The organism is Thalassoglobus neptunius, from assembly GCF_007859735.1.
GTDB classification, from domain to species: Bacteria; Planctomycetota; Planctomycetia; order Planctomycetales; family Planctomycetaceae; genus Thalassoglobus; species Thalassoglobus neptunius.
This window is the reverse complement of record NZ_SIHI01000010.1, coordinates 70,141-96,905: the sequence shown is the minus strand read 5'-3', so window position 1 is coordinate 96,905 and position 26,765 is coordinate 70,141. Positions and strand designations below refer to the sequence as shown.

The 26,765-nt window shown below is 52.6% G+C and carries 20 protein-coding genes, 1 pseudogene and 1 riboswitch; of the genes and pseudogenes, 15 read left to right on the top strand and 6 right to left on the bottom strand.

Annotation, left to right across the window (positions count from 1 at the left end; translation table 11 throughout):
* Positions 1-205 precede the first annotated feature (205 nt).
* Entirely contained in the window at positions 206-469 is a 264-nt protein-coding gene (locus KOR42_RS26725; protein WP_197441247.1) for a PEP-CTERM sorting domain-containing protein, read from the top strand.
* Positions 470-609: 140 nt separating this feature from the next.
* On the opposite strand, the gene KOR42_RS15895 is transcribed toward KOR42_RS26725, so the two are convergent.
* Together KOR42_RS15895 and KOR42_RS15890 are read right to left on the bottom strand one after the other, a co-directional pair.
* Positions 610-1,869 (bottom strand): hypothetical protein, encoded by a 1,260-nt coding sequence (locus KOR42_RS15895; protein ID WP_146510829.1) that lies wholly within the window; start codon positions 1,867-1,869, stop codon positions 610-612.
* A 239-nt stretch (positions 1,870-2,108) separates the two neighbouring features.
* Positions 2,109-2,423 (bottom strand): annotated as a pseudogene (locus KOR42_RS15890) (DMT family transporter); the annotation flags it as partial.
* Positions 2,424-2,452: 29 nt separating this feature from the next.
* A riboswitch (guanidine-III (ykkC-III) riboswitch) is annotated at positions 2,453-2,507 on the bottom strand.
* A 181-nt stretch (positions 2,508-2,688) separates the two neighbouring features.
* Between KOR42_RS15890 and KOR42_RS15885 the strand changes: the two are divergent.
* From KOR42_RS15885 to KOR42_RS15865, 5 genes are all read left to right on the top strand, one after another.
* Positions 2,689-3,573, top strand: coding sequence for an HAD family hydrolase (locus KOR42_RS15885; RefSeq protein WP_390620890.1), 885 nt, complete (start codon positions 2,689-2,691; stop codon positions 3,571-3,573).
* A 78-nt stretch (positions 3,574-3,651) separates the two neighbouring features.
* Entirely contained in the window at positions 3,652-4,119 is a 468-nt protein-coding gene (locus KOR42_RS15880; protein ID WP_197441246.1) for a DUF695 domain-containing protein, read from the top strand.
* Between the two features lie 164 nt (positions 4,120-4,283).
* On the top strand, positions 4,284-4,784 hold the full coding sequence (gene fae, locus KOR42_RS15875; RefSeq protein WP_146510825.1) for a formaldehyde-activating enzyme: 501 nt from the start codon (positions 4,284-4,286) through the stop codon (positions 4,782-4,784).
* 394 nt (positions 4,785-5,178) lie between these two features.
* Positions 5,179-6,036 (top strand): NADP-dependent methylenetetrahydromethanopterin/methylenetetrahydrofolate dehydrogenase, encoded by an 858-nt coding sequence (locus tag KOR42_RS15870; protein WP_146510824.1) that lies wholly within the window; start codon positions 5,179-5,181, stop codon positions 6,034-6,036.
* A 349-nt stretch (positions 6,037-6,385) separates the two neighbouring features.
* A complete protein-coding gene (locus tag KOR42_RS15865; RefSeq protein WP_146510823.1) occupies positions 6,386-6,628 on the top strand; it encodes a hypothetical protein in 243 nt (80 codons plus the stop codon).
* A 158-nt stretch (positions 6,629-6,786) separates the two neighbouring features.
* Here KOR42_RS15865 and KOR42_RS15860 read toward each other — a convergent pair whose 3' ends face one another.
* Positions 6,787-8,247 (bottom strand): DUF1501 domain-containing protein, encoded by a 1,461-nt coding sequence (locus KOR42_RS15860; RefSeq protein WP_146510822.1) that lies wholly within the window; start codon positions 8,245-8,247, stop codon positions 6,787-6,789.
* A gap of 322 nt (positions 8,248-8,569) precedes the next feature.
* On the opposite strand from KOR42_RS15860, the gene KOR42_RS15855 reads away from it, so the two are divergent.
* The 7 genes from KOR42_RS15855 to KOR42_RS15825 all read left to right on the top strand — a co-directional run bounded on the left by KOR42_RS15855 (position 8,570) and on the right by KOR42_RS15825 (position 18,864).
* Entirely contained in the window at positions 8,570-9,394 is an 825-nt protein-coding gene (locus tag KOR42_RS15855) for a formylmethanofuran dehydrogenase subunit C (protein WP_197441244.1), read from the top strand.
* Positions 9,395-9,677: 283 nt separating this feature from the next.
* On the top strand, positions 9,678-10,613 hold the full coding sequence (locus tag KOR42_RS15850) for a GNAT family N-acetyltransferase (protein WP_197441243.1): 936 nt from the start codon (positions 9,678-9,680) through the stop codon (positions 10,611-10,613).
* Positions 10,614-10,687: 74 nt separating this feature from the next.
* Positions 10,688-12,190 (top strand): sulfatase family protein, encoded by a 1,503-nt coding sequence (locus tag KOR42_RS15845; protein WP_197441242.1) that lies wholly within the window; start codon positions 10,688-10,690, stop codon positions 12,188-12,190.
* A 76-nt stretch (positions 12,191-12,266) separates the two neighbouring features.
* Positions 12,267-13,175: a PIG-L deacetylase family protein gene (locus tag KOR42_RS15840; protein ID WP_146510818.1), complete on the top strand. Its 909-nt coding sequence runs from the start codon at positions 12,267-12,269 to the stop codon at positions 13,173-13,175.
* Positions 13,176-13,510: 335 nt separating this feature from the next.
* Positions 13,511-14,902, top strand: coding sequence for an efflux RND transporter periplasmic adaptor subunit (locus tag KOR42_RS15835; RefSeq protein ID WP_146510817.1), 1,392 nt, complete (start codon positions 13,511-13,513; stop codon positions 14,900-14,902).
* Between the two features lie 160 nt (positions 14,903-15,062).
* Positions 15,063-18,233: an efflux RND transporter permease subunit gene (locus KOR42_RS15830; protein ID WP_146510816.1), complete on the top strand. Its 3,171-nt coding sequence runs from the start codon at positions 15,063-15,065 to the stop codon at positions 18,231-18,233.
* Positions 18,234-18,360: 127 nt separating this feature from the next.
* Positions 18,361-18,864, top strand: a complete 504-nt coding sequence (locus KOR42_RS15825; RefSeq protein WP_197441241.1) for a potassium channel family protein — start codon at positions 18,361-18,363, stop codon at positions 18,862-18,864.
* Positions 18,865-18,913: 49 nt separating this feature from the next.
* On the opposite strand, the gene KOR42_RS26720 is transcribed toward KOR42_RS15825, so the two are convergent.
* On the bottom strand, positions 18,914-20,488 hold the full coding sequence (locus KOR42_RS26720; protein WP_197441240.1) for an AI-2E family transporter: 1,575 nt from the start codon (positions 20,486-20,488) through the stop codon (positions 18,914-18,916).
* Positions 20,489-20,871: 383 nt separating this feature from the next.
* On the bottom strand, positions 20,872-21,276 hold the full coding sequence (locus KOR42_RS15815) for a hypothetical protein (protein ID WP_146510814.1): 405 nt from the start codon (positions 21,274-21,276) through the stop codon (positions 20,872-20,874).
* 677 nt (positions 21,277-21,953) lie between these two features.
* On the opposite strand from KOR42_RS15815, the gene KOR42_RS15810 reads away from it, so the two are divergent.
* Positions 21,954-22,358: an Hsp20/alpha crystallin family protein gene (locus KOR42_RS15810; protein WP_231740953.1), complete on the top strand. Its 405-nt coding sequence runs from the start codon at positions 21,954-21,956 to the stop codon at positions 22,356-22,358.
* Positions 22,359-22,457: 99 nt separating this feature from the next.
* Here the strand turns inward: KOR42_RS15810 and KOR42_RS15805 are convergent, their stop codons facing one another.
* Entirely contained in the window at positions 22,458-24,155 is a 1,698-nt protein-coding gene (locus tag KOR42_RS15805; RefSeq protein WP_146510812.1) for a glutamine--tRNA ligase/YqeY domain fusion protein, read from the bottom strand.
* A gap of 168 nt (positions 24,156-24,323) precedes the next feature.
* Here KOR42_RS15805 and KOR42_RS15800 point away from each other — a divergent pair, with 168 nt between their 5' ends.
* On the top strand, positions 24,324-26,525 hold the full coding sequence (locus KOR42_RS15800; RefSeq protein ID WP_146510811.1) for an arylsulfatase: 2,202 nt from the start codon (positions 24,324-24,326) through the stop codon (positions 26,523-26,525).
* The last annotated feature ends 240 nt before the right edge of the window (positions 26,526-26,765 follow it).

The window sequence follows — 26,765 nt, the reverse complement described above, 5'->3', positions numbered from 1 at the left end:
TCTTCGCATGCGAATACGGCTCGACATACTTGCGTCCAATCCGAAGCGACAGCTTTGCCACTTCCAACAACACATTCGTTCGTGGGGAATCACTCATCACCAGATTTTAGCGCATTCTCATCTCAGATTCCAGAGATGTTTTCAACAATGCAACTTTTCAACAGCTCTGGTTCCGGTTGACTTTTCTTCATCGATGGTCGAATTGATGGCAAACACGGAATACGCGATCCTGCTGACCAGCACAACAGGAACGTCTCCGGACTGGTATCTCTGGACATCAGGGGCAGGGACTGCATATTCAGATGGAACCGGGTTTAGGGGTAATACATCATTCGTGGCGGACTCGGGTTCCGATTCCGGTTTCCGCGTCAACGGGGCCGCAGTCGTCCCGGAGCCAGCTTCGGCTTTTCTGATGCTGTCAGGCGTGTGTGGTGTAGGACTGCTTCGTCGACGCTCACGATCTCGTTGAAGTGGACCGAGGACTTGAAAGCAAAGTCCCGCATTCCGGTGAGCAGTTTCGTGAATCATTGACTCCAGTTGGCGATTGTCTTCCGCCTGCTGGAGTTTTTCGTTTCCTGATGCCTGGACTGCTGCCGTCTTTGGCAGCTGCTATGAGAGAATCTCTTCAATCGCTTCATAAATCTCGATCGCTCCGGCGGCGCGTTTTACGTCGTTGAATTCTCCGTAGTCGCGCTGGCCGTGGCGAATCGCGAACACTTTTTCCTCTTCCTCCATCAACGTGATCATCACGAAGTAGTTCAACGCTCCCATCGCGGATTGACCCGGTGTTCCGGTTTGAACTTCTTCAAGTTCCAGAGACTTAATCGCCCCTGCAGGAATGGTCCATCGCTGCTTCTTCCCTTCGAAAAGAAGTTCTTTGGACTCGCTGTCCACCTGGAAATATCCCATTTCGTGAATCACTTGAATTGTCTTCGCGATCTGGTCAGGTTCCAGAATCTCAACGGGAATTAAGTCATCAGAATCGAGGTCAAGGCGAACGCCTGTTCGTTTCCGTATCTGCTCAAGTGCCATGTGCATGAGATCGAAGGAAGCTGCCGCAGTTGCGATGCGATCGGTGTAGGTGCCAGCGACGTAAAGCCCTCCGATCGACGTCATGATCAGCAAAGCGAATCGCACGACACCGAGGTTGTTCCAGTTCTGGTAACCGTAGTACCCAAGATACCCGGTGAAAATCAGCCATAAGCCCAATGCCCAGCATTGATGAAAAATCGCTTTGAGCATTCCGCCGGCATTCATCAGTCCCGGTGTTCCGTCCGGGAGCTGTTCGAATGTCGCCCGGCTTGAAGAGTCGGAGGATTCACTGTTCCACTGAAAGGCTTTCTTGAACTCTTGATCCTGATCCGGTTCCCAGCCGTCGAGACGAATCGGTTTGCCGCTGTCGTGAATCGCTTGCGCGACGCGGGTGAGTCCAGCTTTGGAGTCGATCCCGATGGCCTGCTCTTCTCCGTCGTAGTGAAAGAAGAGAGCTGGTTCTGGCCATTTGGACTCTTCTGGAAGAACGATCGCAAAACCGGAAACCTCAGACAATTTGTATGTCGTGGGGTGGGAGTATTTTCCCATGTCGCCACCCACGACGAGTGAATCTTCGAACAATACAGCCTGTCGACGAGTTTCCACACCATCGAGCAACCACCAGATGGCAGCTGCAAAACCAATACTCATCCCAATAATTTCAAACCAGTTCTTAGGCTGACCAGCCGGGGCTGCGAAAAAGAACACGAGTCCTACGACTGCGGCAGCTGCACCCAGAATGAGCGCGAGATTAATCCAGGAACTGGTCGCGCGAATCCGTTGCTGAAAAAACCAGGGTTCATTCCAGACGAAACGCTTTCGCTCAAAAAGTGCCATGTCGCTAGCCTGCCGGAGTGTTGACGAATTCAGGTTGAATCTCTGTCCAACGGAGCAGTCAAACTACCGGGGCAAAAGCACACTCGCAACCCATGAGCCGCAGTTGATGTATTGTGATGCGTCAGCTGGAGAGGATGATTAAGAATCCCTGAACGGAATCTTCATCTTTCAATAGACTTCGGCTGGGCTACCTGAGCAGCGTTCTCACTGACGTTCTGACTTTCGCTCGATGGCGTATGGGAAGTCGCTTTCAGACCAATGATCGCAGCGACGAGCAGAAGCAGAAAGAAGAGTCTCGCTGGTGAAGTCGATTCATTGAGAACGACCATGCCGAAGAGGGCTGAGCCAACCGCCCCAATCCCGACCCATACTGGATAGGCAGTTCCGATTGGAAGATCACGAACTGCGACCGACAACAGAACCATGCTCGCAACGAGGGCGATAATGGTCCAGATTGAAGCCCAGAAATGAGTAAAACCGTCGGTGTATTTCAGTCCGACAGCCCAACCGGTTTCAAGAAGACCAGCGACGAAGAGAATGATCCAGGATTTCATGACAACGCTCCTACGGTTTTGAGTCCATAAGTGCGTCGTCTTGTCATAACCGGGTACGGCGCGTCTCGTCCGGGGCCGGAATACTATTCAAGGACTCCCGGAGTTCCAATGCCGAATCTTCTCGAGGCCGATTCCGAAGTGATGGAACAACGAAAGTGGCTGCTCGCTTGGAACGGCCGATGGCATCTTCTAACCTATGGCTCCACTCCAATTGCAGCTGAGCGTCCCGCAGTTGGAAACGTCGTCTATTCAAACAACTGGAGCACTGACAGTGTCAGAACTTGGACTCGCCAATTTTCGCAAGGAGACCGACTTTCTGATCGGAATCGATTCAGATGGCTGCGCTTTTGACTCGATGGAAATTAAGCATAAAGAGTGCTTTATTCCGAATTTTATCAACTACTTCGGGTTGCAGCCCATTTCGAAGTACGCTCGCGAAGCTGCCGAGTTTACGAATCTCTATTCGAAAACACGTGGAGCGAACCGCTTTCCCGCTTATCTTCTCGCACTGGATTTGCTGGAAGAGCGAGATGAGGTCAAACGCCGGAACGTCACACTTCCCAAACTCCAGGGAGTGCGCGACTGGGTGGAGCGCGAGACCAAACTCGGCACAAAAACGATCGGTCCTGAATCGGAAAAGACTGGCGATCCGGATCTGAAACAAGCATACGCCTGGTCGAAAGCGGTCGACGAAACCGTCAAAGAGATCGTTCACGGTGTTCCTCCGTTTCCGGGGGTTCGTGAAGCGCTTCAGAAAATGAAGGAACAGGCCGACCTGATTGTCTGTTCGGCGACTCCGAATGAAGCTTTGCAAAACGAATGGACTGAACACGAGATCGATCAGTTCGTCAAATCGATTTGCGGGCAGGAAGCCGGGAGTAAGAAAGAGTCACTCTCCGCGTGCCAGCAGATGGGATACGAACCTGAGAAAATGCTCATGATTGGGGATGCTCCCGGTGATAAGAACGCCGCATTGGCTGTCGGTGCGTTGTTCTATCCGATCAATCCGGGACACGAAGAAGAGAGCTGGGCACGCTTCCTCGACGAAGCTTGCGACCGATTCTTCGCAGGAACATACGCCGGTGACTATCAGAAGAAGGTCATTGCAGAATTCGACAAGTATCTTCCAGAACAGCCTCCCTGGAAGTAAGCCGAAGAATTGAGCGGACGTTGAGCCACTGGGAGATTTCCTCAGTGGCTCTTTCGTTTTTCGAAGGGAATGAGACGAATGAAAGAGTATCGCGTCGCGATTCCTCAGGAAGACTTGTATCTGATCGACTTTTCTCAAGAAGGTCAGCCGGGAGTCGGTGTCGTCAATGCGGCACTCCACCAGTTCGAACCGAAGGTCGTTTTTAGCTGGCATTTGTCGGTGATGATCGAATTCGCCGATTTGATCGACAACGGAATGCCCTCCAAGTCAGAGCGCGAACTCGTCGATCCATTCTGCGATCGTGTTGATTCCTTGATCAAAGGGACTGATGGAAAGCGCCCAAACGCACTGTTCCTTGCTCGACTGACATGGAATGAAACCCGAGAACTCATCTGGCGGGTTCATGATCCGGAAGCGGCGGACGGGATTCTTCAAGGAATCATTGAAGAACATCAATTCCCGCGACCGTTCAATTACGAGATGGAACACGATCCCGAATGGGAAAAAACAAAGTGGCATCTTAAGGATGCCGAATCAAATCGCTGAACCCATGTGAAGCAGCCGACACCAGTGCCACAACACGCTTGAATCCGGTCGTCGTGCTTCACGTTACACTTGCCATTACTGGACGCATCGACGCGTGGTTGTTATCAAATGCGATTGCAGAACGATCGTCGTTGAATTTGAAATTTTTTAGGAGAAATCTCTCAATGTCATTTCATGTTGGTGAAGCCCTCGTCGGCGAAGGTAACGAAGTCGCTCATATCGACCTGATCGTTGGAGACAAAAGCGGTCCTGCTGGAATCGCTTTTGCAAATGCACTGTCAACTCAATCCGCCGGACACAGCAACCTGCTGGCCGTGCTCGAGCCAAATCTTGCAGTCAAACCAGCAACTGTCATGATCACGAAAGTGACCATCAAGGGTGCTAAGCAAGCCGTTCAGATGTTCGGCCCAGCACAGCGAGCAGTTGCCGATGCCGTCGCAAATTGTGTCGCTGAAGGCACGATTCCCAAAGACCAGGCAGAAAACTTGTGCATCGTCTGTGGCGTCTTCATCCACTGGGAAGCGGAAGACGATCAGAAGATCTACCAATACAATTACGAAGCAACCAAGCTTTCGATTGAACGCGCCATGAAGAACGAGCCATCGGCTGAAGAGATGGTTGCGAAGAAAGATTCTTCATCGCACCCATTCTTCACCAAGAGCTAGTTTCTCTTCGTTTTTGGTTTGCACCGATTCTCTTGAGTCACTCACTCTGAAGTCGCGTCGAGCCAGGCTGGGGATTACAATTTTGAGCACCCCCGACCGTTTGATCAGGGGTGCTCTTTCGATAATTCTGGTCATGAAGCCTCGCTCAACGATTGTGGTGACTTCATTGAATCACCCTGTGCATTCCAGGTTCTTGAGAAAGAGACTGCTTGAGAGTGCATCAATCTCTGGCTTACGGTCATTCGCACAAGTCGTCAGGACGAATGTCATCGCCCGCCGTTCCAGCGAATCGACGGTCGAGAGACACCTGCACTCGTCGAAATGATTTCGTGGCGAACAGTTAGAATCACAACTTGTCGCGAGTGCCTCACTCGCTGCCGACACCGGACTTGGTATGAAAAAAATCCTCATCCAGCTCGACACCGATGCCCTGCCCTCCTCCTTCGACCGCGTTGTCGCCATCGATGCAGGTGTTGACGAAATTCTCAGCTACGGCAACGTGACACCAGAGAATGTGGTCAGCCTTGTCCACGGGGCAATCTTTACTCGAAAACCCGACGACCTCAGCCAGACGGCCCTGTTCATCGGCGGGAGTCATGTCGAGTCCTGCCAGCGGCTCCATCAGAAAATCCTCGAAACGTTTCTCGGCCCGATGCGGGTCTCATTGATGATGGATCCAAACGGATCGAACACAACAGCGGCGGCAGCGGTTCGATGTGCAGCCCGTCATCTCGATCTGAAGCAGTCGGAAGTCCTGATCCTTGGCGGAACCGGACCGGTCGGTCGTGGCTGTGCAGAAATCCTGGCCACCCTTGGAGCAAACGTGCGGGTTGCTTCCCGAAGCCTGGAACGGGCTCAATCTGTTTGTGCAGAAGTCCGACATTCCGCCCCGGAGAGCAAACTCAGCCCGGCAGAGTTTTCAGACGAAGGAATCGCTGCAGCCGTCGATGGCGTCAACCTGATCATTGCCGCTGGAGCAGCTGGCGTTCGTTTTCTGACAGCTGAAGAGCTGGAGGGAATCGACACTCTGAAAGTTGCAATCGACGTGAATGCTGTTCCACCAACCGGACTGGAAGGCATCGATCCCTCAGCAGAAGCCACCGATCTCAACGGGGTGACATGCTACGGGGCATTGACGGTGGGAGCTCTGAAAATGAAAACTCACCGATCCGCCATTCAAACCCTCTTTACATCGAACGATCAGGATCTTGACTCGAAAGGAATCTACGCACTTTCCGGAGACGTCTCCTGATCCGTCAGGACGTCGCTGGGGAACGGATCGCTCGTTAATCCGGAATCGTCTGAATCTCGCTAAGAGAACACGCGAAAGTTCGAATTCGCTGTGTTTGTGGTCGCGCCTGTACTTGTCCCTTCGAGAGAGGTTTGTTTGCAAGTGCGATTCGCGACAGCCTCAAGCGTTGATCCCTCAGCTGACACCCGTGTTCGTCTGAAGACCAATCAGCAACGGGGCGGATTTCAAATTCCTCACGCCGAATCTCCGTCCACTGTTGACGATGTCCTCCGTCAGAACTTAGTCTTTCGATTGTAAGACTCACTAGTCAAGCAATGAATGTGGACGAGTTATGTGGACTGAAGTTTGCTTGGCAGATCGAAATGACGAAATCAACCAATGGCTGGAAGAGAATCCCCTGGTCCTCGGAGGGGGCGCGATTGTCCTCGGTCTCGTGCTGATCGGTTCGGGCGTCTATGAACTGAAGTCCGGCGTGACACGGGACAAAAAAGGCCGAGTCGTCGAAGGCCAAATGGGCAAGCCTCTCTCGATCTTTCGAATCGTAATCGGAGCCGCCGTCAGCGCGTTCGGCGTCTACAAGTTGATCACTTAGGCCAACTGAATTTCGGGAGGGCGGTCATCCCGATGCGTTTAGTCGAATGAGCGCTCGTTCACAGTGTCCATTCCCGCTCGGTTTTGATGTCACAAAAAAGTCCGAGATAAGTTTGCCTCATCTCGGACTCGACAGCTTGTGATCGATTCAGTCATTAACTAAGCGATGATCGGGTGAATCGGTTGGACTTGTTCGACTCCGACGAGTTTCTGGTCGAGGCCGCTGAAGAAGTAGCTGAGGCGGTTGGGGTCGAGTCCCATTTGGTGCAGGATTGTGGCGTGCATGTGCTTCACGTGCAGTCGATCTTCGACAGCTGCGCTTCCGAGTTCGTCTGTTGCTCCGTAGCTGACGCCGCCCTTGATTCCGCCTCCGGCCATCCAGGTTGTGAAGCCGTAAGAGTTGTGGTCTCTTCCGGTGCCTTTGGCGTATTCGGCGGTTGGTTGACGTCCGAATTCGCCTCCCCAGACGATGAGAGTTTTGCCGAGAAGTCCACGTTGTTTCAGGTCTGCGAGCAGACCGGCGATGGGCTTGTCTGTTTCAGCAGCGTGCAGATTGTGGTTCTTTTCCATATCAGTATGGGCGTCCCAGTTCGCGTCGTTGTGGTGGCCTCCAGAATAGATCTGAATGAAACGAACGCCACGTTCAACGAGCCGACGGGCAAGCAAGCATTGTCGGCCGAAGTGAGACGAGACGGGATTGTCGAGCCCGTACATCTTCTGAGTTGATTCGGTCTCGTCCGAGATGTCGACTGCTTCCGGAGCATGAGCTTGCATCTTGTATGCGAGTTCATAGCTTGCGATGCGGGCGGAAAGGTTGGTGTTGTCGAACCGTGATTCGAGGTGCTCCTCGTTGTACTGCCGGAGCGTATCGAGCATCTTACGTTGGGCAGAAACCGAAAGGTCTTGAGGCGGTTTCAAGTCGAGAATTGGTTCTCCGTTTGATCGCATGACAGTGGCCTGGTACGAAGCGGGCATGTATCCCGAATTCCAGTTTTTGGGTCCGGAGATGGGGCCGCCTCGTGGATCAAGCATGACCACGAATCCGGGAAGGTTGCTGTTCTCGGTGCCGAGCCCGTAGTTAAGCCATGATCCGAGGCACGGACTTCCACTCAAGATCTTCCCGGAGTTCATCATCAGCATCGCTGAACCATGAATCGGGCTGTCAGCGGTCATGGAATGAAGAAATGCGATGTCGTCGACGTGTTGGCCAACATTCGGAAACAGGTCGCTGACGGGTTTTCCGCATTCGCCGTATTGTTGGAACTTCCAGCGAGGCTCGATCAGACGTCCCTGGTTGCGGTGCCCTCCCCGCCCGAACGTTTTGACTTCGATGGTCTGATTGTCTCGCCCGTACATTTCGGGCTTGTAGTCGAACGTGTCCATATGGCTTGGTCCGCCATACATGAACAGGAAGATACAGGCCGTTGCATCGGGGTCGTGATGCGGTTCTTTCGGAGCGAGTGGATTCTTGAACTCAGAAACGCCATCGGCGGCGACCGTTTGCGAAGCAAAAAATTCCGGGTCAAGCATTCCGGCCATTGCAGCACCGGTAAATCCTGCACCAGTCTGCCAGAGGAACTCTCGACGGGTACGTCCGCAGAAGTTTTGAGGTTGTGACATAGGATTGCTCTTCAGAATGTCATTCTTCGACACGCGGGATCATCTCATTCAATGAGGAGTTCAAAATCCAGCGAATCGCGGAATGTTTTCAATGAGGCGGGGGAAGGTGAAGGAACTGGTCTCTGACAAGTACAATGCCGTCAGAGGGGTTGTTCACCATTCCAATCAATCGAGGATCTTCGATAGATTATCTGCGACAGACGATTTGCTGTCCAGTTGCGATCGTCAAATCAGCGAATTACAACCTTTGTTTGCAGGGTTTTCTCAGCAGATTTTCACCTGCTTGTCAGTCATTCCTCCTTCGATCAGAAGTCTTTTGCTCATGCCTTTGACGTTTCGGCTGCACACGGAATCACAGATCCCTCTGGAAGTCGATTCTCTGAAACTGGAAACGATGAAGGAACAGAGCCGCTCGGAGATTGAAAAGACAGAAATTTTTCGGGGAAATCAGCAAGTCCCAGCTGCGGAGTTTTTTCAGGTTTCGGGATCGGCAAAAGAGGACCGAACCGTTGTTTGGGAAGGCGACCTCTCCAACGTCAAACTGATTGGGGCGAAGCTGTCGGAGGGAATTGTTCGTGTTGAAGGAAAGGCCGGCATGCACCTTGGTGCTCAAATGACCGGCGGGGAAATTCGTGTCTCCGGCGATGCGGCTGATTGGGTCGGGGCGGAAATGTCGGGGGGGCGAATTCACATTCAGGGAAATGCTGGAAACCTGGTCGGCGCCGTTTATCGTGGCGGGCGGAAAGGGATGAGCGGCGGGGAGATTCTGGTCGAAGGAAATGTCGGAAACGAAGTTGGCCACACCATGCGGCGCGGTTTGATTGCCATCGGTGGGAAATGCGGAGACGCTGCCGGAGTCGGAATGATTGCGGGAACGATTTTTATCTTCGGCGAGCCAGGCATTCGCAACGGAGCGGGAATGAAACGGGGAACGATCGGGCTGTTTGGAGGCGGTCACTCCCCGGAGATTCTTCCGACCTTTCGCAAAGCCAATGTCTACTCACCATCGTTCCTTCAGCTTTATTTTCGGTTCCTGACGGAATGTCAGTTCCCGGTTCCCGAGAGTGTCGTGAGTGGTCTCTTTCAACGGTACTGCGGAGATCTGTTGGAAATGGGGAAAGGAGAAATCCTGACGCTTGCCGAGTGAGGGTTGTTCTTCGGTTCTCAAGTTCGCTCGGTCGATTGTTTTCATCTCCGAGCTGTGCTGAGGAAGCCAAAGCATCACGCGATGCCGCGATGATTCGGACAACCGAGAGAAATTTTGCTAACCTGAATCATCGTCACATTTGGAATGCAGCGATTCGCACGAGCCTCCGCTGTCTCCATCGAAAGAAGCGAGTTCATGAGAGTGCAGAGAAACCAAGAAACTGGTTGAGCACTGGAACTTTTGATCGCAGTTTTTCGAACACGAACAGAGAATGGAATCACGCATGTATTCACTTCGGCCCGCCCGCAATTCCGAACGTGATGTCGTTGCTCAGCTGATTTATGACTCGACGAATCATTGGTATGAGTCTCATGGTTTCGGGAAGATTTTCCAGGGGGACGCGGAAGACTGTCGAGTCTTCTTTGACGTTTACGAACATCTTGATCCGGGGTGTTGCTTGATCGCTGAGGACGATGACACCGGTGAGATTATTGGTTCGTGCTTCTATCGAGAACGTCCGACACACTTCTCGCTGGGGATTATGAATTCGTCACCAAAAGCAGCGGGACGGAAAGTCGCGAAGACACTTCTGCAGAAGATTGTGTCCCTCTCCCGATCTGCGGGAAAGCCGTTGCGGTTGTTCTCCAGCGCGATGAATCTCGATTCGTACTCTCTCTACAACCGTCAGGGATTCGTCCCTTACGCGGTTTATCAGGACGTCCTGTTTACGGTTCCAAAAAGCGGTTTGGCGTCGGAGAGTTTGCATTCCGAGAGTGCGGATAATTCGGAAATTCGAACAGCCACTGAAGATGACTTGGGACGTATCGTCGAGTTCGAACAGCAAGTGTGGGGGATTTCACGAGAGAAAGACTGGCGGTACTTTCTCACAGACGACTCGGGAATCTGGCAAGTGCTGGTCTGTGTGCGAGGAGAAGAACTCGTCGGGGTGATGGCTTCTGTTCGTTCGGCCGGATGTCAAATGGTCGGTCCCGGTGTTTCAACCGATTCCATGGCAGCAGCGCGACTGATTTCCCGTTCGCTGGATCGATATCGTGGAAGCTCGGTCGTTGTTTTGATTCCGTCAAACGATCCGTCGCTCATTCAATCGATGTATCAACTCGGCGGAAAGAATTGCGAATTGCACTTCGGTCAATCTCTGGGTGATGCTCCGACAATTAACGGAGTCGTCGTGCCGTCGTTTCTTCCGGAATCGGGTTGATCGCAATGTCGAAATGCGGACTCAATTGTGCTTCCTTCACAACTCGATCGAACTGCTCTTGAAAGATGAGATCAATGCGAATTTCTTCGTGCTTCCTGGTGGCTTGTCTTTTGTTCTCAGCACTGAATTGTGCGACCGGCCAGTCAGCGGACCGCCCGAATATTCTGTGGATTGTCGGAGAGAACCTCGATCATGATCTGGGCTGCTATGGACAGGAGAACGTCCAAACGCCCAATTTAGACGGGCTTGCTGAACGCGGGGTGATGTTCACCAACGTCATTGCGACTTCGCCCGTTTGTGCCCCGAGTCGTTCTGCATTGATGACCGGGATGTATCAAACAACGACTGACATGCACAACATGCGGTCACATCGCGAAGATGATTTCCGACTGCCTGCTGGTGTGCGGCCGCTCACACATCGGCTGAACGATGCAGGATATGTGACGGCCAATATCACCACGATGGGTGGGAAGACTGTCGGGACAGGAAAGCTCGATCTCAATTTCGTCAACGAAGGTCCTGTTTATGGCACGGATGATTGGGACTCACTGGCGAGTCAACAGCCGTTCTTCGCACAGATCAACATGCCAGAAATCGAATACGATATCTACGACCGAAAGTCGGCAGAGAAAGAACGTGTCGTCTGGGTCGGTGAGGAATGGCATCCGCAAATTGCAACGGCCGACAATGTTCATCCACCCTCATACTATCCCGATCATCCGGTCGTACGCGAAGAGTGGGCTCGCTATCTGAACTCTGTTTCCGGAATGGATGTGCGCATCGGATGGATTCTCGAACAACTCGAGCGAGATGGGTTGAGTGACAATACCGTCATTCTGTTCTTCGGAGACAACGGACGACTCGAAGCCCGCGGGATTCACTGGTGTTTCGATTCCGGGCTGCGTGTTCCACTGATTGTCTACTGGCCTGAGAAAATGAACCCACCTGAGGATGTCGTCCCCGGCACCGTTCAATCACAGCCGATCAGCTTGCTTGATGTCACTGCAACGACATTGGCCATCGCTGGTGTTGAGCGTCCGTGGGGAATGCAGAGCCGCGTGTTTCTCGGACCGCAGGCGGATTCTCCAAGGCAGTATGTCTTCGCAGCCCGGGATCGCATCGACGAAACAGTGATCACTCAGCGTTCCGTTCATGATGGGCGCTTCCATTACATCCGCAATTTTACACCGGGTGCGGGTTTCGCCACTCTCAATCGTTACAAGGAAAAGTGCTTTCTGGTCAAACCGCTGATGCGGGAGCTCCAGCGTGACGGCCAACTGACAGGTCCGCCAGCTGACTTGATGGAGCCCTTCCCTGCCGAAATGCTCTTCGACCTGGAAAACGATCCGGAGGAACTTCAGAACCTCGCCGCAGATCCAGAGTACCGAGAGCCGCTCATCAGAATGCGAGCCGCTTTGGAGACCTGGATTGTGGAAACGAATGATCGAGGAATGCAGCTCGAACCACACACGGTTGTTGAACCGTTTGTCAAAGAAATGCACGACTGGTTTGGAACACCGAATCACTTGGAATCGATTCATCAGTCGCCTGCTTTCGATGTCCCGGAAAACGAATAACCCCGCCATATTCGACAGTGCAATTTGCTCTCTTTATTGACTGACTTGCGTTGACGACACCCAGGAAAGGCAACCCATGAAGACGATCAATATTCTTCTCTACCTGATTCTGATCCTCATCGGGAAAGGAGTCGTCGCTGAAGAAGCTGACGACAAGCTGCGGATTATCTGCTTCGGGGCCCATCCTGATGATGCCGAATACAAAAGCGGCGGCTCGGCGGCTTTGTGGGCTCAACTCGGACATCACGTGAAGTTGGTGTCGGTGACAAACGGAGATATCGGACACTGGCAGATGGCAGGCGGACCGCTTGCAAAGCGACGAGCCAAGGAATCGGCGCTCGTGGCGGAACGTTTGGGAGTGGAGTCAGAAGTTTTAGATATCCACGATGGAGAGCTTCTTCCAACACTCGAAAACCGAAAGAAAATCGTCCGTCTGATTCGGGAATGGAATGCAGATATCGTGATCGCGCATCGTCCATGGGACTATCATCCCGATCATCGGTACACAGGTGTTCTTGTTCAAGATGCAGCGTTCATGGTCACTGTTCCGTTCTTCTGTCCTGACGTTCCGCATCTGAAAAAGAATCCCGTCTTCTTGTATTCGAGCGATCGATTTCAACGTCCCTACCCATTTCGAGCGGACATCGCTGTGTCGATTGATGATGTGTTCGAACAGAAGGTCGACGCATTAATGGCCCTCGAATCACAGACGTTTGAAGGGGGAGCATTGGGGAACGCCGAATTCGTTGAGAGTGTTCCACCGTCATCTCAACCCGAACTTCGACGGGCCTGGCTGAGAGAAAAATGGGACCGTCGGGCAAGCGGTGAAGCCAACCGATTCCGCGATGCCTTGATCAGCTGGTATGGGCAGGAAGCGGGAGAAAACGTGCGATATGCGGAAGCTTTCGAGATTTGTGAATATGGGCGGCAACCGAACCATCGCGAAATCCTCCAGTTGTTTCCATTCCTTCCGCAACCTGAGTAAAACGCCCATTGAACGGATGATTGGGAAACCTGGGAAACGAGTCGTTGGCCGAGACATACCGTGAACGAAGAGTCAGTCTCCTGCAAATTCAATTCACATTTGAATGCTCGATTGCATTTCAAATTGGTGAAGAGGACCGCAGGTGTTGATTGTGGTTCGGTTGTGCCTTCCGTAGCATGTACGCACGATCGATTATTCAATCTGTTCCTCAAGATCGGACATCGCGAAAGACTTTAGATTTCAGAGTCAATCAGTTCATTACAGGTGCACGAAGTCAAACAACGGGCTCCCGCACACCCTTCACGTCAAGCATTCTCGCATAAAGCTTAAGAACGATGAGATTTCGAAAGAGCGAGGGAAAGGCGACCGATATTTCGGGGAACCTTTCTCAACAATATTGGTTCCCACACTGTCTGTGGATGCTTTTCCTGCTCGTGGTTGGCTGCGGAGGGAGCGGGCCATCAAACGAGTACAAAGCACCTCCACCTCCGGAAGTTCACTATGTGACGCCCGTACGAAAAACAGTCACGCTGTACATCGAAGAAAACGGTGAGACTGAGGCTGTGGAGAGAGCAAATGTCCGTGCGAGGGTGAAAGGCTTTCTTGAAGAAATGCATTTCACTCCCGGGAAAGAAGTGAAAAAAGGCGACATCCTGTATGTGATTGAGAAACAGGAATACGCTGCCGCTGTCGCGTCTGCTCAAGCGGCTGTTGACGCAGCCAAAGCGTCTGTTGAAGTCGCGATCGCACAAGTGGGCGTCGCTCAAGTTGAGGTCTCACGAACCGATCAGGACTTCAAGCGAACCCAGGCACTGTTTGATCGTCAGGCGTCCAATCAGCAGGAACTGGACAACGCGATTGCGAATCGTGACGCAGCTATCGCTTCTGAAAAAATGGCCGCGGCAACGGTCGAAAGTCTGAAAGCGGAGCTTCAAAAAGCTGAGGCGAATCTGACTCAGGCTCAACTTGACCTCGACTACACAGAAGTGAAAGCACCGATCGACGGCCATATCACCAAGACCGATGTGAAGATTGGAAACTTGGTGGAAAGCGGTACTGTGCTGGCCACCGTCGTTTCTCGGTCACCACTTTACGCGAATTTCAACATCAGCGATCGTCAGGCACTACGTCTTCAGAAAGCCCGGCTTGAAGAGCAGCCACTCAAAGAAGGCCAGACAGGCTTCGATTATCGAGCGGTTCCCGTTTTTCTCCAACGAGAGATTGACACAGGCTTTCCGTTCGAAGGTCACATCGACTACATCAGCGAAGAGGGAGTCGATCAAGCGACGGGAACTCTCGCGCTCCGTTCGATCTTTGAAAACAAATCCGGAGAGATTTTCCCCGGGCTGTTTGTTCGAGTCAAAGTGCCGGTGACCAAAAAAGAAAACACTTTGCTCGTGCCTCAGTTGACAGTGATGCGAGATAGACGCGGTGCTTATCTCTTGGTCATCGACGGAGAAGATGTCGTTCAACGCCAACCGGCCAATGTCGGAGAGACATTCGATGGTCTGGTTGAGATCCTCAGTGAGTTGAACGATGACGCCAGAATCATCATCGATGGCAGCCAGCGGGGCCGCCCGGGAGTGAAAGTGAGGCCAGAAAAATGGCAAGGGACGGTCGTGGCAACATCCGATGATATGTCCGTCGAGGTGGCGGAGGAATCGGACAACGCGGAAGAGAATGACGACGCTGAGGGATCTCCCGAAACGGAAAGTTCCGACGAGTGAGAGTCCGCGCTGAAGTGGGACCAGTTGCGATGCGAGTTTCGATTGTGGAACCCCTTTCGAAACAGACGCTCTTCACGACTGAAAGCACACTTCATGAGAAGTCGATAAGTTCCGTCTCCGGTCGATTCCATCCTCTTTCAAAATCTTGAGAGCAGTTCGCATGTCGCGATTCTTCATTTTCCGTCCCATCTTCGCGTCGGTCATTTCGATCGTCATCATCATCGCCGGGATTGTTTCATTTGGAGCATTGCCGGTCGCGAAATTTCCGGAAGTCTCTCCGCCCACGGTTCAGGTGAAAGCGACCTATCCCGGAGCGAACGCCGCCACGATCGCAGAAACGGTTGCGACTCCAATTGAACAAGAGGTGAACGGCGTTGAGGGGATGATTTATATGTCCTCGACGAGCGCCAGCGACGGGTCTTACACGCTGACGGTCACCTTCGAATTGGGGACCGACATGGATATTGCTGCGGTTCTGGTACAGAACAGAGTCGCCATTGCCGAACCCAAACTTCCAGAAGATGTTCGAAGACAAGGGATCACCACGAAAAAGCAATCGACCCAGATTCTACAGTTTATTGCCCTCTCCTCACCCGATCAGACATACGACGCCCTGTTCCTCAGTAACTATGGGCTCACGATCAAAGATGAGTTGAGTCGAGTCGCAGGTGTCGGAGATGTGATGGTCTTCGGTGTCGGGGACTACGGGATGCGAGTCTGGCTGAATCCGCATCTTCTCAAACAACGAGGGTTAACGACAGAAGACATCGTCCAGGCGATTCGAGAACAGAATGTTCAGGTTGCTGCCGGTCAGATTGGGGCAGCACCAACCCCGCCGGGTGCGGAAATTGAGTACACGGTCAATACACAGGGACGATTAGTCACCGTTGATCAGTTCAAAGAGATCATCGTTCGGACCGGAGAAGACGGACAGGTCCTCCGCGTGGGAGATGTCGCCCGCGTCGAGTTGGGGGCGAAGTCATACACGTTCGATTCCACATTCAACGGGCAGCCATCTGCATCGATGGCGATCTATCAGTTGCCCGGGGCGAATGCTCTCGACACAGCGAAGGCTGTCGAGACCCGAATGGCAGATCTCGCAGCGGACAGAAACTGGCCGGAAGGGATGGAGTATTCGATCCCGTTTGATACGACGCTCTTCGTGACCGCCTCGATCAACGAGGTCTATGAAACGCTCTTCGTTGCCGCTTTGCTTGTGGTGATTGTGATTTATCTCTTTCTCCAGGACTGGAGAGCCACCATTGTTCCGGTCGTCGCGATTCCCGTTTCGTTGATCGGAACGTTCGCCATCATCGCCGGGCTTGGGTTTTCCATCAACATGCTTTCGCTGTTCGGAGTGGTTCTGGCGATCGGAATTGTGGTGGACGATGCCATTGTGGTGGTCGAGAACTCAACTCGCCACGTCGACAACGGAATGGCTCCCAAACAGGCTGCGGTGAAGGCAATGGAAGAAATCACCGGGCCGGTGATCGCGACGACGCTGGTTCTCCTGGCGGTGTTTGTCCCGACCGCATTCATGGGGGGAATCACTGGACAACTCAACCGACAGTTTGCACTCACAATTTCGGCAGCTGTGTTGATCAGTACGCTCAACGCTCTGACTCTCAGCCCTGCCCTGTGCGGACTGATTCTTCGCCCCGCCAAAGAAAAGAAGAACTTCTTTTTCCGCGGATTCAACAACGTTTTCGATTGGGGAACTCGTGGCTACAAGTCCGTGATCGGCCGTCTGGTGAAAGTCGTCACGCTGGTCATGGTCATCTATTTCGGACTCGTGGGACTGACGGGATATAGCTTCGAACAGTTGCCAACAGGTTTCGTTCCAGTTGAAGATCAAGGCTACATGTTCACCAACATTCAATTGCCTGATGGAGCGACACTGGAACGAACTCGCGACGTGCTCACCGATCTGGAGTCCATTTATGAAGAGACACCAGGAATCGCCAATTACATCAACATCTCAGGGTATTCGCTTCTGAGCGGAAATGCCGGTTCCAATATGGGGTTCTCGGTCTTGATGTTTGAGCCCTGGGATGATCGGAAAACACCGGAGTTGAGCCAGGGTTCGATTCTGGCGAGTCTGCAGCAGAAGTTTTACGGAGTGACCGAAGCAATTGTCTTCGGTTTCATTCCTCCCCCGATTGATGGACTCGGAAACGCTGGCGGTTTTCAGATGGAGATTCAGGATCGAGGGAATGCGGGGTACGCCGAGCTGCAAAACGTTGCCGAATCCGTTGTGCTTGCTGGCACTGACCAATCCGGTCTGGCAGCTTTGAACACGACATTCCGCGCGAACGTTCCTCAATTGTTTGTTGAGATCGACCGGACAAAAGCCAAAACAATGGGTGTCCCGCTCAGCTCCATTTTCGGGACGCTTCAAGCTTATCTTGGTTCGGCATATGTCAATGACTTCACCTACCTCAATCGTTCGTATCAAGTGCGTGTTCAGGCAGAAGCGGAGTATCGTGCCTTTCCTTCTGATATCTCATCGTTGAATGTCCGCGATCTAACAGGGCAAATGGTTCCTCTGGATTCACTGGTGAATGTCGAGGATGATTTCGGACCGACGACCGTCCGGCGATACAATTTGTATCCGAGTGCCTCGGTGAACGGATCAGCCGCTGCGGGATTCAGTTCCGGTCAGGGATTGCAGCTGATGGAACAGCTTGCCGGTAAGGAACTCCCGGATTCCTTCGGTTATGAATGGACTGGGATGTCCTATCAGGAGAAACTTGCTTCGGGCGGGCAACTTGCGATTTTCGGTCTGGCGGTCATCTTCGTCTTTCTCGTTCTCGCTGCTCAGTACGAAAGTTGGACAAGTCCTGCTGCTGTGATCGCGGTGGTTCCGTTAGCGGCGCTCGGTGTGGTTCTGGCTCTGATTGTGAGAGGAGCAGACAACAACACATACACGCAAATCGGAATCGTTCTTCTCGTCGCATTGGCAAGTAAGAATGCGATTCTGATTGTTGAGTTTGCGAGCGAACAGCGACGCTTGGGGCTGTCGATTCAGGAGGCTGCGGTCAAAGCTGCGGAACTACGATTTCGAGCGATCTTGATGACGGCTTTCTCGTCGATTCTCGGATTCCTTCCGCTTCTGGTCGCTTCCGGAGCTGGTGCGGCGAGTCGGCAGGCGGTCGGAAATGCGATCGTCGGGGGGATGTTGGCAGCGACGATCTTTTCGTTCCTCTTCGTTCCAACATTCTTCGTCCTCTTCCGTGGACTCGCTGAGTGGAGAACGCCGAAGAACGATTCAGCCTCTGTCGAAACTGATGGAAACGCAAGCCCCGACTCGGCTTCGCCGCAAAGCTCATAGACAGAGTCAATCGGTTTTTGAAACCGTCGTCGCAAATTCGACCGAGCAGACTGAACGAATCACAGGTCAAACAGCCAGAACGAGTGCACGGCCAAGACCAATTTGCTCAGAAATCAGGGGCTCCGAAATGTTTTTGATTTGTGTTGTCTCCGCGACGCTCGTTTTGACATGCGTCGCGATCCACTACAACACCTTCACTTTTCTCGCCACTCCCAGGGATCAAGTTCATCAGAGGAAACGATGGTGGATCAACGTGACGATTCTCGGTGTCCTGATGGCTCACATCCTTGAGATGTTGCTGTTCTCATTCGTCTACGAAATACTTAGCCACTTTCCCGGAAATGGCTGGATTCAAGATGGAGACGGCGTGCGCTCCGAGGACTACTGGTACTTCTCGTTTCAGGTCTATACGTCATTGGGCTTCGGCGATTTAATCCCCGTCGGAAACCTGCGAATGATGACGGTTCTTGAAACACTGATCGGGCTCGTTCTCATCGCCTGGACGGCATCGTTCCTTTTCGTTGAAATGCAATCGTGGGCTGTGGTTCACCCCCGTCTCGGGGCGATTTCACGAGCAGGTGATCGACGATCGCATGCTCACGAAGCTGATGAAGAGTCCTCAGACACGTGAAACTGGAATCTGCGATCGCAATTCAAACTCGTTGACTTCTCGAACGAAATCAAACAGTTCCGGAATTTGACTCATGACCCTCGGAATTTGAAACAACGACTAGCTGTTCGGGCCAGCGTCCGGCCATCATCTCCGCGATTCCCTGAGTCTGTTCGAATTCATTCAGAGCAATTCGAATTCCCGAGGTGATCGGAACCGCCAGGAACATTCCCACGACTCCCCACAGCATTCCCCAGAACATCAGAGCCACAAGCACGACGATTGGATGCAGGTCGGAAGACTTTCCCATCAAGCGGGGCTCAATGACATTCCCGCTGACGAACTGGATTGTGCTTGTGAGTGCGACGACGAGTACGATCCATAGAATGCCCGCTCCTGGTTGGAGAATAATCAGTGGCAATGGAAGCAGACTGGCAATGATCGGGCCGATGTTGGGAATGAAATTCAGAAAGCACGCCATTACACCAAACGCCAGTGCCATCGGAATTCCGAAAAACCAAAGGGTCAATCCGAAAACGCATCCGGTCAGAACAGAGATCACCGATTTCAGCGACAAATACGAACGAATCTGTCGGTCGATCTCATTCAGAACTTGCGGACGGGCGGACGGATTCGGAACACCCAGCATGAGAAAGAAGACGTAAATCAGCACGATCACGCTGGAGGAGATCATCTGGAGAAAGAGCTGGGACATGTCGAAGAACCCAGCCCGGACTGTGTTCGTCAGCAATCGGCTGAAGGTGTCGTTGTCGCTGGGGACAGTCTTCGGGCGAACTTCCGGCGCAAGGACTTTGGTTTGCGAATCGACCGGAGTAATTCGGTGCAGTGGTCTGGCCACCAGTTCGCCGGTTTCGGCAGATTCTTCACTCGCACCGGAGGACTCCACAGTTGATTCCGAACTGGGATCAGGCGGATTGGTCTCTGAAGAATTGGGATTCTCTTGCTCCGCATTTTCTCCTTCGTCCTGCTCACGTGGCGCGGAATTGTCTTCGCTCTGGCCGACGTTTTCAGAATTGGAATCATCTGTCGGACTGGAACCGTCCGTTGGATCTCCCTCGGGTTGTTCCGGAGGAGAACCGCCATCGCCGCTCTTTTCGTCCGGAGGAGCTTCAACAGGAAGTTCTTCTGCAGTCGAGATGTCGGACGTTCCAGAATCTTCCTTGTCTGATGACTCGGAATCCGCGGTATCGTCGATGTCTGGAGAAGACTGAGAAATGAGCGGAGGATCTCTTTCGCCTAGGCGTTTTTCTCTCGGCTCCTCCGGCACATCAGGTTCCAAAGGCATCGGGAGAACCGTGCGGAGATTCCGCATCATCAGTTGCAATTGAGCCTCATAGGTCGCCCAGTTCTTCGAAAGGTCCACGACTGATGCCCAGAGCGATGCCATCAACATGACCATCACCAGTGAACCGACAAGGAACGCAATCACAGCTGCGGTAAATCGAGACGAAGCGATCGACTTCTCGAGAAACTCCAGAATCGGTGTGACTCCATTCACGATGAAGACAGCCAACACCAGTGGAACAAGAACGGGACGCAGCCAGTAAGCGGCAAACGTCGCCAGGACCGTTGTGATGAATAGAAGACAAACGGTTTGGAGTCGACCCTCGGAAACTTTAATCATCTGCTGATGTACTTCCTATGGGAATGAATTGCTGCCGCTTCAAGATTGGGGACGGGCGCGTCGATTGATGTCAACGGCGGAAGTGCAACGTTTCTCAACGCGATTCGAATCGTTGAGAATCATATTCTTTTCTAATTCGTTGTTCGATTCCAGGACCAGACTCGAACGGGTTGTTGAAGACACGTTTCCACTGAGGGAGCCAAAACTGTTGCACGATTACAGCGTCTTACGCCGTCACAACTGCGTCTTCACAACACGATCGAAGTGATCAGGGGGAACCGCCTCTCAATGTAAAGACCTGATGTCATGAATGCGAGTGGAGGAATTGAGAGCGCCTTCTTCAGGCCGTTCCCCAGCACGATTGCGACGAGTGTACCATCGTCTCAAACTTGCTTCGTTCGAATTTGCTGAACAAGTGCTGGAGAGAGTGCAAAGACGAAGAGTCCGCCCAGATAAACGGCCCGCGTCGTGCGATCGGCATTGAGGAAGTATTCGCTGGGGCGATAACCGCTCACACCGATATCAAGAAGCAGCCCGGAGACGATGAGTAGCCCGGTTGCAAATGCGCCCGCGATGAGCAGTGATCGGGAGGTGAGTTGAGATCCAATGAGCCGCACGAGAACAGCGGCAGTGATGAAGATCAACACAAGCATGATCGGAGCTTCGACCAACCCCGCCGCGCGTCGTCCGACCTGGGGTAGAATCGGGAGCTGACGGATCTGCTGCACAAGAAAGTGCAGCGTGACTGTGATCAAAAAGTAGAGTCCACCAAATTGCATGATTCTCATGCCCTACCCTTGTTCTTGTTGTTGGCCCATCAACAAACGTACATGGGTTATTGTTCTATTACCCTCTTCGAAATGTAAACCTTGAATGAAGCAGACGAAGGCGAAAAGAACAATTTTTTCGAATTTTGGCCGAATGTCTTAGAAACACGAACGGTGAGGAGATTGAGAGAATTTTGGGCGACTTTCGGATTCCGAAAATGGTGTTTCAGGAAACTTGCGAAGTGTGAAGTTTCATTCGGGAAACACCTTGTTGCTGAGAAGCGACGCGAGTTTCCGGGCGATAGGACCTGTCGAGTCACTGAAGAGAATTTTTGGAAATTGTGACAGACGGCCACGACGAAGATGAACAGACCATTTCACGGATTCCAAGCACTTTCCTGAACTCGTTAACTTTCCGTGAAAGGATGGTTTGCTCGCGAATCGCTGCAATTCAAAGATGGAGATGCCATAGAATGTGTCGACAGACCAGAAGTGTTTGTCGCTGATCTCCCACCTCGCAATTGGTTTTGTTGAAAGACAGGCATTGCCCGGAGATCACGTTTCATTCTGGTGAGTTCGAATTCCATTCAGATAAGGAGGACTGTGCTGTGGAACCGGATTTTTCTTCACAAGAACGAGGGCAGCAGTCCCTGTTTCGTCGAGATCCCTTTCAAGCTCTCCAACAAGAGTTTGACAACATGCTGAACCGTTTCACCCGTCAATGGGAAGGAACAGAGCCCTCCTCCAAAGACGTCCGTGTCCCCGAGGTCGATCTCGTTGAGACGCCGATGGAGGTGCGAGTCGTCATGGAACTTCCCGGAGTTGATTCCAACGAAATCAACCTGGAAGTTGTCGGCTTACGTTTGCATGTTCGGGCTGAGCACATTGAAGAAGCGAAAGAAGTCGAAGGGACACAACACCGCCAGGAACGTCGCAAACCCCGCTTCTCTCGAGCAGTGGAGCTGCCATGCCTCGTCCGAGAAGACGCAGCGAGTGCCGTTTTCCAGAACGGAGTGCTAACGGTCACGCTTCCCAAACGGGAAGAAGAAAAGCGTCACACGATTGTTGTTCAAGTGACGGATGAGTGCGCGACAGATGAGTGAGCAGTGAGCAAAGTGTGAACCTCGGAAACGCGTGACATTCTGCCCCTGCGCTTCCGAGGTTGATGACTGTGCATTCTTCAGGAATCAAGCTGAAGAACGTTAACGACGCCCTTTCTTCGACCAACTGTCTTTGAGAGAAACAGTGCGGTTGAAGACGAGGTGACCGGCAGCGGAATCGCGAGCGTCCTGAATGAAATAGCCTTTCCGCTCAAACTGGACCGGCATCGCCCCGTCGTTATCGGCGAGACTCGGTTCCAGACGGCATCCCTTAAGAACACTCAATGAATTCTCATTGAGTGCCTCTTTCCAGTCTTGCCCTTCTGGCATGTCGGCGGGGTTTTCGACTTTCAGAAGGTGATCGTAGAGTCGAACTTCTGCTTCAACAGAGTGTTCGGCACTTACCCAGTGAATGGTCCCTTTCACTTTTCTTCCATCGGGAGCATTGCCCCCTTTTGTCTCCGGGTCGTATGTGCATCTCAATTCGACGATGTTCCCGTCTTCGTCTTTGATCGCTTCCTGACAGGTCAGAAAATACGCCCAGCGAAGGCGAACTTCTCGACCAGGACCGAGGCGGAAGAATTTCTTCGGCGGATCTTCCATGAAGTCATCGCGCTCGATGAAGATTTCGCGACCGAAAGGAATCTTCCGCGTGCCAGCGGACTCATCTTCCGGATTGTTGACAGCGTCGAGTTCTTCAGATTCCCCTTCCGGGTAATTCGTGATGACAACTCGCAGCGGATCAAGCACTGCCATCCGCCGTTCGGCTCGCTTGTTCAAATCGGCGCGAAGCGCATTTTCGAGAACGACCAAATCAGTAAGGCCGTTGTATTTGGTGACTCCAATTTCGGAGCAGAAGTTGCGGATTGCTTCCGGAGTGTATCCCCTTCTCCGCATCCCGCTGAGCGTTGGCATGCGCGGGTCATCCCAGCCGTCGACATAATTTCCATCGACAAGATCAATGAACTTGCGCTTGCTCATCACTGTGTAGGTGAGATTCAAGCGGGCAAATTCGTACTGATGCGACGGAAAGATCCCGAGCTTTTCGATAAACCAGTCGTAAAGCGGTCGATGCGTATCGAATTCGAGTGTGCAGATCGAGTGAGTGATCTCTTCGATCGCATCACTTTGTCCATGGGCATAGTCGTACATCGGGTAGATGCACCACTGATTGCCGGTTCGATGATGTTCGGCATGCCGAATTCGATACATCAACGGATCGCGGAGAATGAGATGCTTGGACGCCATATCGATCCGCGCCCGCAGCACGTGCTCTCCGTCTGCGAATTCTCCGCTTCTCATTCGGGAGAACAGATCGAGGTTCTCGTCGACCGAGCGGTTCCGATACCGGCTCTCCTGACCCGGTTCCGTGGCTGTCCCGCGCTGTTGCCGGATTTCCTCGAGTGTCTGGCTGTCGACATAGGCGAGTTCTTTGCGAATCAGTTCGCAGGACCATTCGTAAAGTTGTTCGAAGTAGTCTGATGCAAAGTGCAGTTCATCCCACTCGAATCCCAGCCATCGAATGTCTTCCTGAATCGATTCGACATACTCCACGTCTTCTTTGGTGGGGTTGGTGTCGTCGAATCGAAGATTGCACTTGCCACCGAACTCTTGAGCGATCCCGAAATTCAGGCAGATCGATTTCGCGTGGCCGATGTGGAGGTATCCATTCGGCTCTGGAGGGAAGCGAGTATGAACTCGTCCCTGATGTGTGTTGGCCTGGACGTCGCGGGCGACAATTTCCCGAATGAAGTCAAGTTTGGCCGATTCCGAGTCGTCGGACTGTGGTGCGGGTGACATGTGGGTCCTTCCAAAGAATTGAACAGTGACTGGGATTCTAAAGAACTCTGAGGTTCTTAAAAACGCTGACTTGTGAGTCACTTGCTGATTCTGGATGATTTCGATTGACGTTGATGCGTTTTACTGACGCAGCGTCTGTCATTCAATTCCCTGAACGGTTTTCGCCTCATGCCCAAAATTCCTGCCCTCCTCCGTCGATTCCTTTCCATTGCTGCGGTCTTGCTTCCTGCCTTGTCTCTTGATGCGGCGGATCGCGCCGACTCGGAGCGACCGAATATCATCTTGATCATGTCTGACGACATGGGCTTTTCTGATATTCAACCCTATGGGGGAGAAATTCAGACGCCGAATCTGCAACAACTCGCTGATGGCGGGCTTCGGTTTACTCAGTTTTACAACACAGCCCGATGTTGTCCGACTCGTGCTTCGCTCCTGACCGGGCTTTATCCTCATCAGGCGGGGATCGGTCACATGATGTCGGATCGGAAAATCGCTGGCTATCGCGGGAACCTCAACCGTCAGTGCGTGACAATCGCCGAAGCCCTGAAACCTGCCGGATATTCAACATATATGTCAGGAAAGTGGCATGTGACTCCACACGTTAAACCGGATGGAGACAAGTCCAACTGGCCGCTGCAGCGGGGATTTGACCGCTTCTACGGCACGATTCATGGAGCGGGAAGTTTCTTCGATCCAAATTCGTTGACCCGCGACAATACTCAGATTTCTCCATACGCTGATTCGGAATATCAGCCCGAGACGTATTACTACACAGATGCAATCAGCGACCATGCGGTCCGCTTCATCGACGAGCATTTCGAAAAACCGGAGTCGAAACCGATTCAACCGTTCTTCATGTACGTTGCGTACACGGCGGCACACTGGCCGATGCACGCTCTTCCCGAAGATATTGCCAAGTATGACGGAGTCTACGATGAAGGATACCGGGCAATCCGTCAGGCCCGCCTCGATCGACTGAAAGAACTTGGGCTCGTTCGTCCCGACACAGAGTTGCCTGCTGACGCGGAAAACTGGAACGAAGTCGAGCATCGGGAATGGGAAATTGCGTGCATGCAAGTTTATGCAGCGATGGTCGACAACATGGATCAAGGAATCGGTCGGATTGTCGAGAAACTCGAAGAACTGGGAGCACTCGACGACACTCTCATCTTCTTTCTGCAGGACAACGGAGGATGTGCGGAAGGACTGGGCCGCAGACCGAGCGGAAATTTGCGCGAGCGCCCCGAAAGTCCCGGTGAAGCAATGGACGTCGCGGAATTGCAGACGGACATGATTCCGAACAAGGCGCGAGATGGATATCCCGTCGTTCAGGGTCCCGGAGTGATGCCCGGCCCTGCCGACACGTACATCGCCTACGGACGAGGCTGGGCGAATGTTTCGAACACTCCGTTTCGCGAATACAAGCACTGGGTGCACGAAGGCGGAATCTCAAGCCCTTTGATCTGCCACTGGCCGAACGGGATTTTCCGAAAAGGCGAACTGGAGTCTCAGCCCGGACACCTCATCGACATCATGGCGACGTGTCTTGATGTTGCCGGAGCGGAGTATCCAAAACGGATCGGCGACAACGAAATCAAACCGTTCGAAGGCAAAAGTCTTCAGCCTGCGTTCTCGGGGCAAGAGATTGAACGAGACGCATTGTTTTGGGAGCACGAAGGAAATCGGGCTGTCCGAGTTGGCGACTGGAAACTCGTGGCCAAGGAAAACAAGCCGTGGGAGCTGTACGATCTTTCCGTCGATCGCATCGAAGCGAACGATCTCTCTGCCGAATATCCGGCTCGAGTTCGTGAACTCGAACAGATCTGGGATGAATGGGCTGCTCGCGCTGATGTCCTTCCACTCGGAGCCTGGAGAGGGTCCCAAAACCACGACCACTCAAAGCAAACAGAGTTTGATCTCAAAGCTGGAGCGGATTTGTCGAAGTCGGAGTCTCCGAATCTCGTTGGAACAGCGTTTACGATTCGCGCTCAATTGGAGTCATTCGCTCCAGACGGAGTGATTGTGGCTCAAGGAGGCGTGACGCATGGAATTTCGTTGTTCGTGCAAGATGGAGTGCTTCGCTTCGCGGTTCGAAGCGGCGGACATCTGGAAGTTGTCAGTTCGGATTCCGTCATTGAGAACGCCCATCAGATTGAAGTCATCGCTCGGAAAAAGGGAAAAGTCGTTCTCAAGGTCGACGGAATGAAAGTGGGAAGCGGGACGATCGAAAAGCTTCTCGAAAAAGTCCCCGCCGAAGGTCTGCAAGTTGGCCTCGATGATGGCGATCCCGTGGCGAAATATCCTCGTCGATTCGCCTATGACGGAGAAATCGAAGCGGTGAACATCGAAATTGGTCCCGCAAAGAAGTGATTGAAATCGTAACAGGAACCGGGTGATGCCTCCCCCGTCTCTCTGGGAGCCGACTCATTTGATGTGGTGAGCGAGTGACATCCTTCTCGCTGAAGCATACGATGAGAGTTGGACGGAGGTCTCACCGGCAGTCGTTGATCTGATTCGAACGGAATGGACAGTGAACGTTTTCTCTGATCGTCAACGACCGCTATTCTTTTGTCATCTGAACCCGATTCATTGGCATCTTTTTCACTGACA

Bases quoted from the DNA above. Each gene is read 5' to 3' on its own strand.
- KOR42_RS26725 (WP_197441247.1), top strand. From the start codon at position 206: ATGGCAAACACGGAATACGCGATCCTGCTGACCAGCACAACAGGAACG.
- KOR42_RS15895 (WP_146510829.1), bottom strand. From the start codon at position 1,869: ATGGCACTTTTTGAGCGAAAGCGTTTCGTCTGGAATGAACCCTGGTTT.
- KOR42_RS15880 (WP_197441246.1), top strand. From the start codon at position 3,652: ATGAAAGAGTATCGCGTCGCGATTCCTCAGGAAGACTTGTATCTGATC.
- fae (WP_146510825.1), top strand. From the start codon at position 4,284: ATGTCATTTCATGTTGGTGAAGCCCTCGTCGGCGAAGGTAACGAAGTC.
- KOR42_RS15870 (WP_146510824.1), top strand. From the start codon at position 5,179: ATGAAAAAAATCCTCATCCAGCTCGACACCGATGCCCTGCCCTCCTCC.
- KOR42_RS15860 (WP_146510822.1), bottom strand. From the start codon at position 8,247: ATGTCACAACCTCAAAACTTCTGCGGACGTACCCGTCGAGAGTTCCTC.
- KOR42_RS15855 (WP_197441244.1), top strand. From the start codon at position 8,570: ATGCCTTTGACGTTTCGGCTGCACACGGAATCACAGATCCCTCTGGAA.
- KOR42_RS15850 (WP_197441243.1), top strand. From the start codon at position 9,678: ATGTATTCACTTCGGCCCGCCCGCAATTCCGAACGTGATGTCGTTGCT.
- KOR42_RS15845 (WP_197441242.1), top strand. From the start codon at position 10,688: ATGCGAATTTCTTCGTGCTTCCTGGTGGCTTGTCTTTTGTTCTCAGCA.
- KOR42_RS15840 (WP_146510818.1), top strand. From the start codon at position 12,267: ATGAAGACGATCAATATTCTTCTCTACCTGATTCTGATCCTCATCGGG.
- KOR42_RS15835 (WP_146510817.1), top strand. From the start codon at position 13,511: ATGAGATTTCGAAAGAGCGAGGGAAAGGCGACCGATATTTCGGGGAAC.
- KOR42_RS15830 (WP_146510816.1), top strand. From the start codon at position 15,063: ATGTCGCGATTCTTCATTTTCCGTCCCATCTTCGCGTCGGTCATTTCG.
- KOR42_RS15825 (WP_197441241.1), top strand. From the start codon at position 18,361: ATGTTTTTGATTTGTGTTGTCTCCGCGACGCTCGTTTTGACATGCGTC.
- KOR42_RS26720 (WP_197441240.1), bottom strand. From the start codon at position 20,488: ATGATTAAAGTTTCCGAGGGTCGACTCCAAACCGTTTGTCTTCTATTC.
- KOR42_RS15815 (WP_146510814.1), bottom strand. From the start codon at position 21,276: ATGAGAATCATGCAATTTGGTGGACTCTACTTTTTGATCACAGTCACG.
- KOR42_RS15810 (WP_231740953.1), top strand. From the start codon at position 21,954: ATGCTGAACCGTTTCACCCGTCAATGGGAAGGAACAGAGCCCTCCTCC.
- KOR42_RS15805 (WP_146510812.1), bottom strand. From the start codon at position 24,155: ATGTCACCCGCACCACAGTCCGACGACTCGGAATCGGCCAAACTTGAC.
- KOR42_RS15800 (WP_146510811.1), top strand. From the start codon at position 24,324: ATGCCCAAAATTCCTGCCCTCCTCCGTCGATTCCTTTCCATTGCTGCG.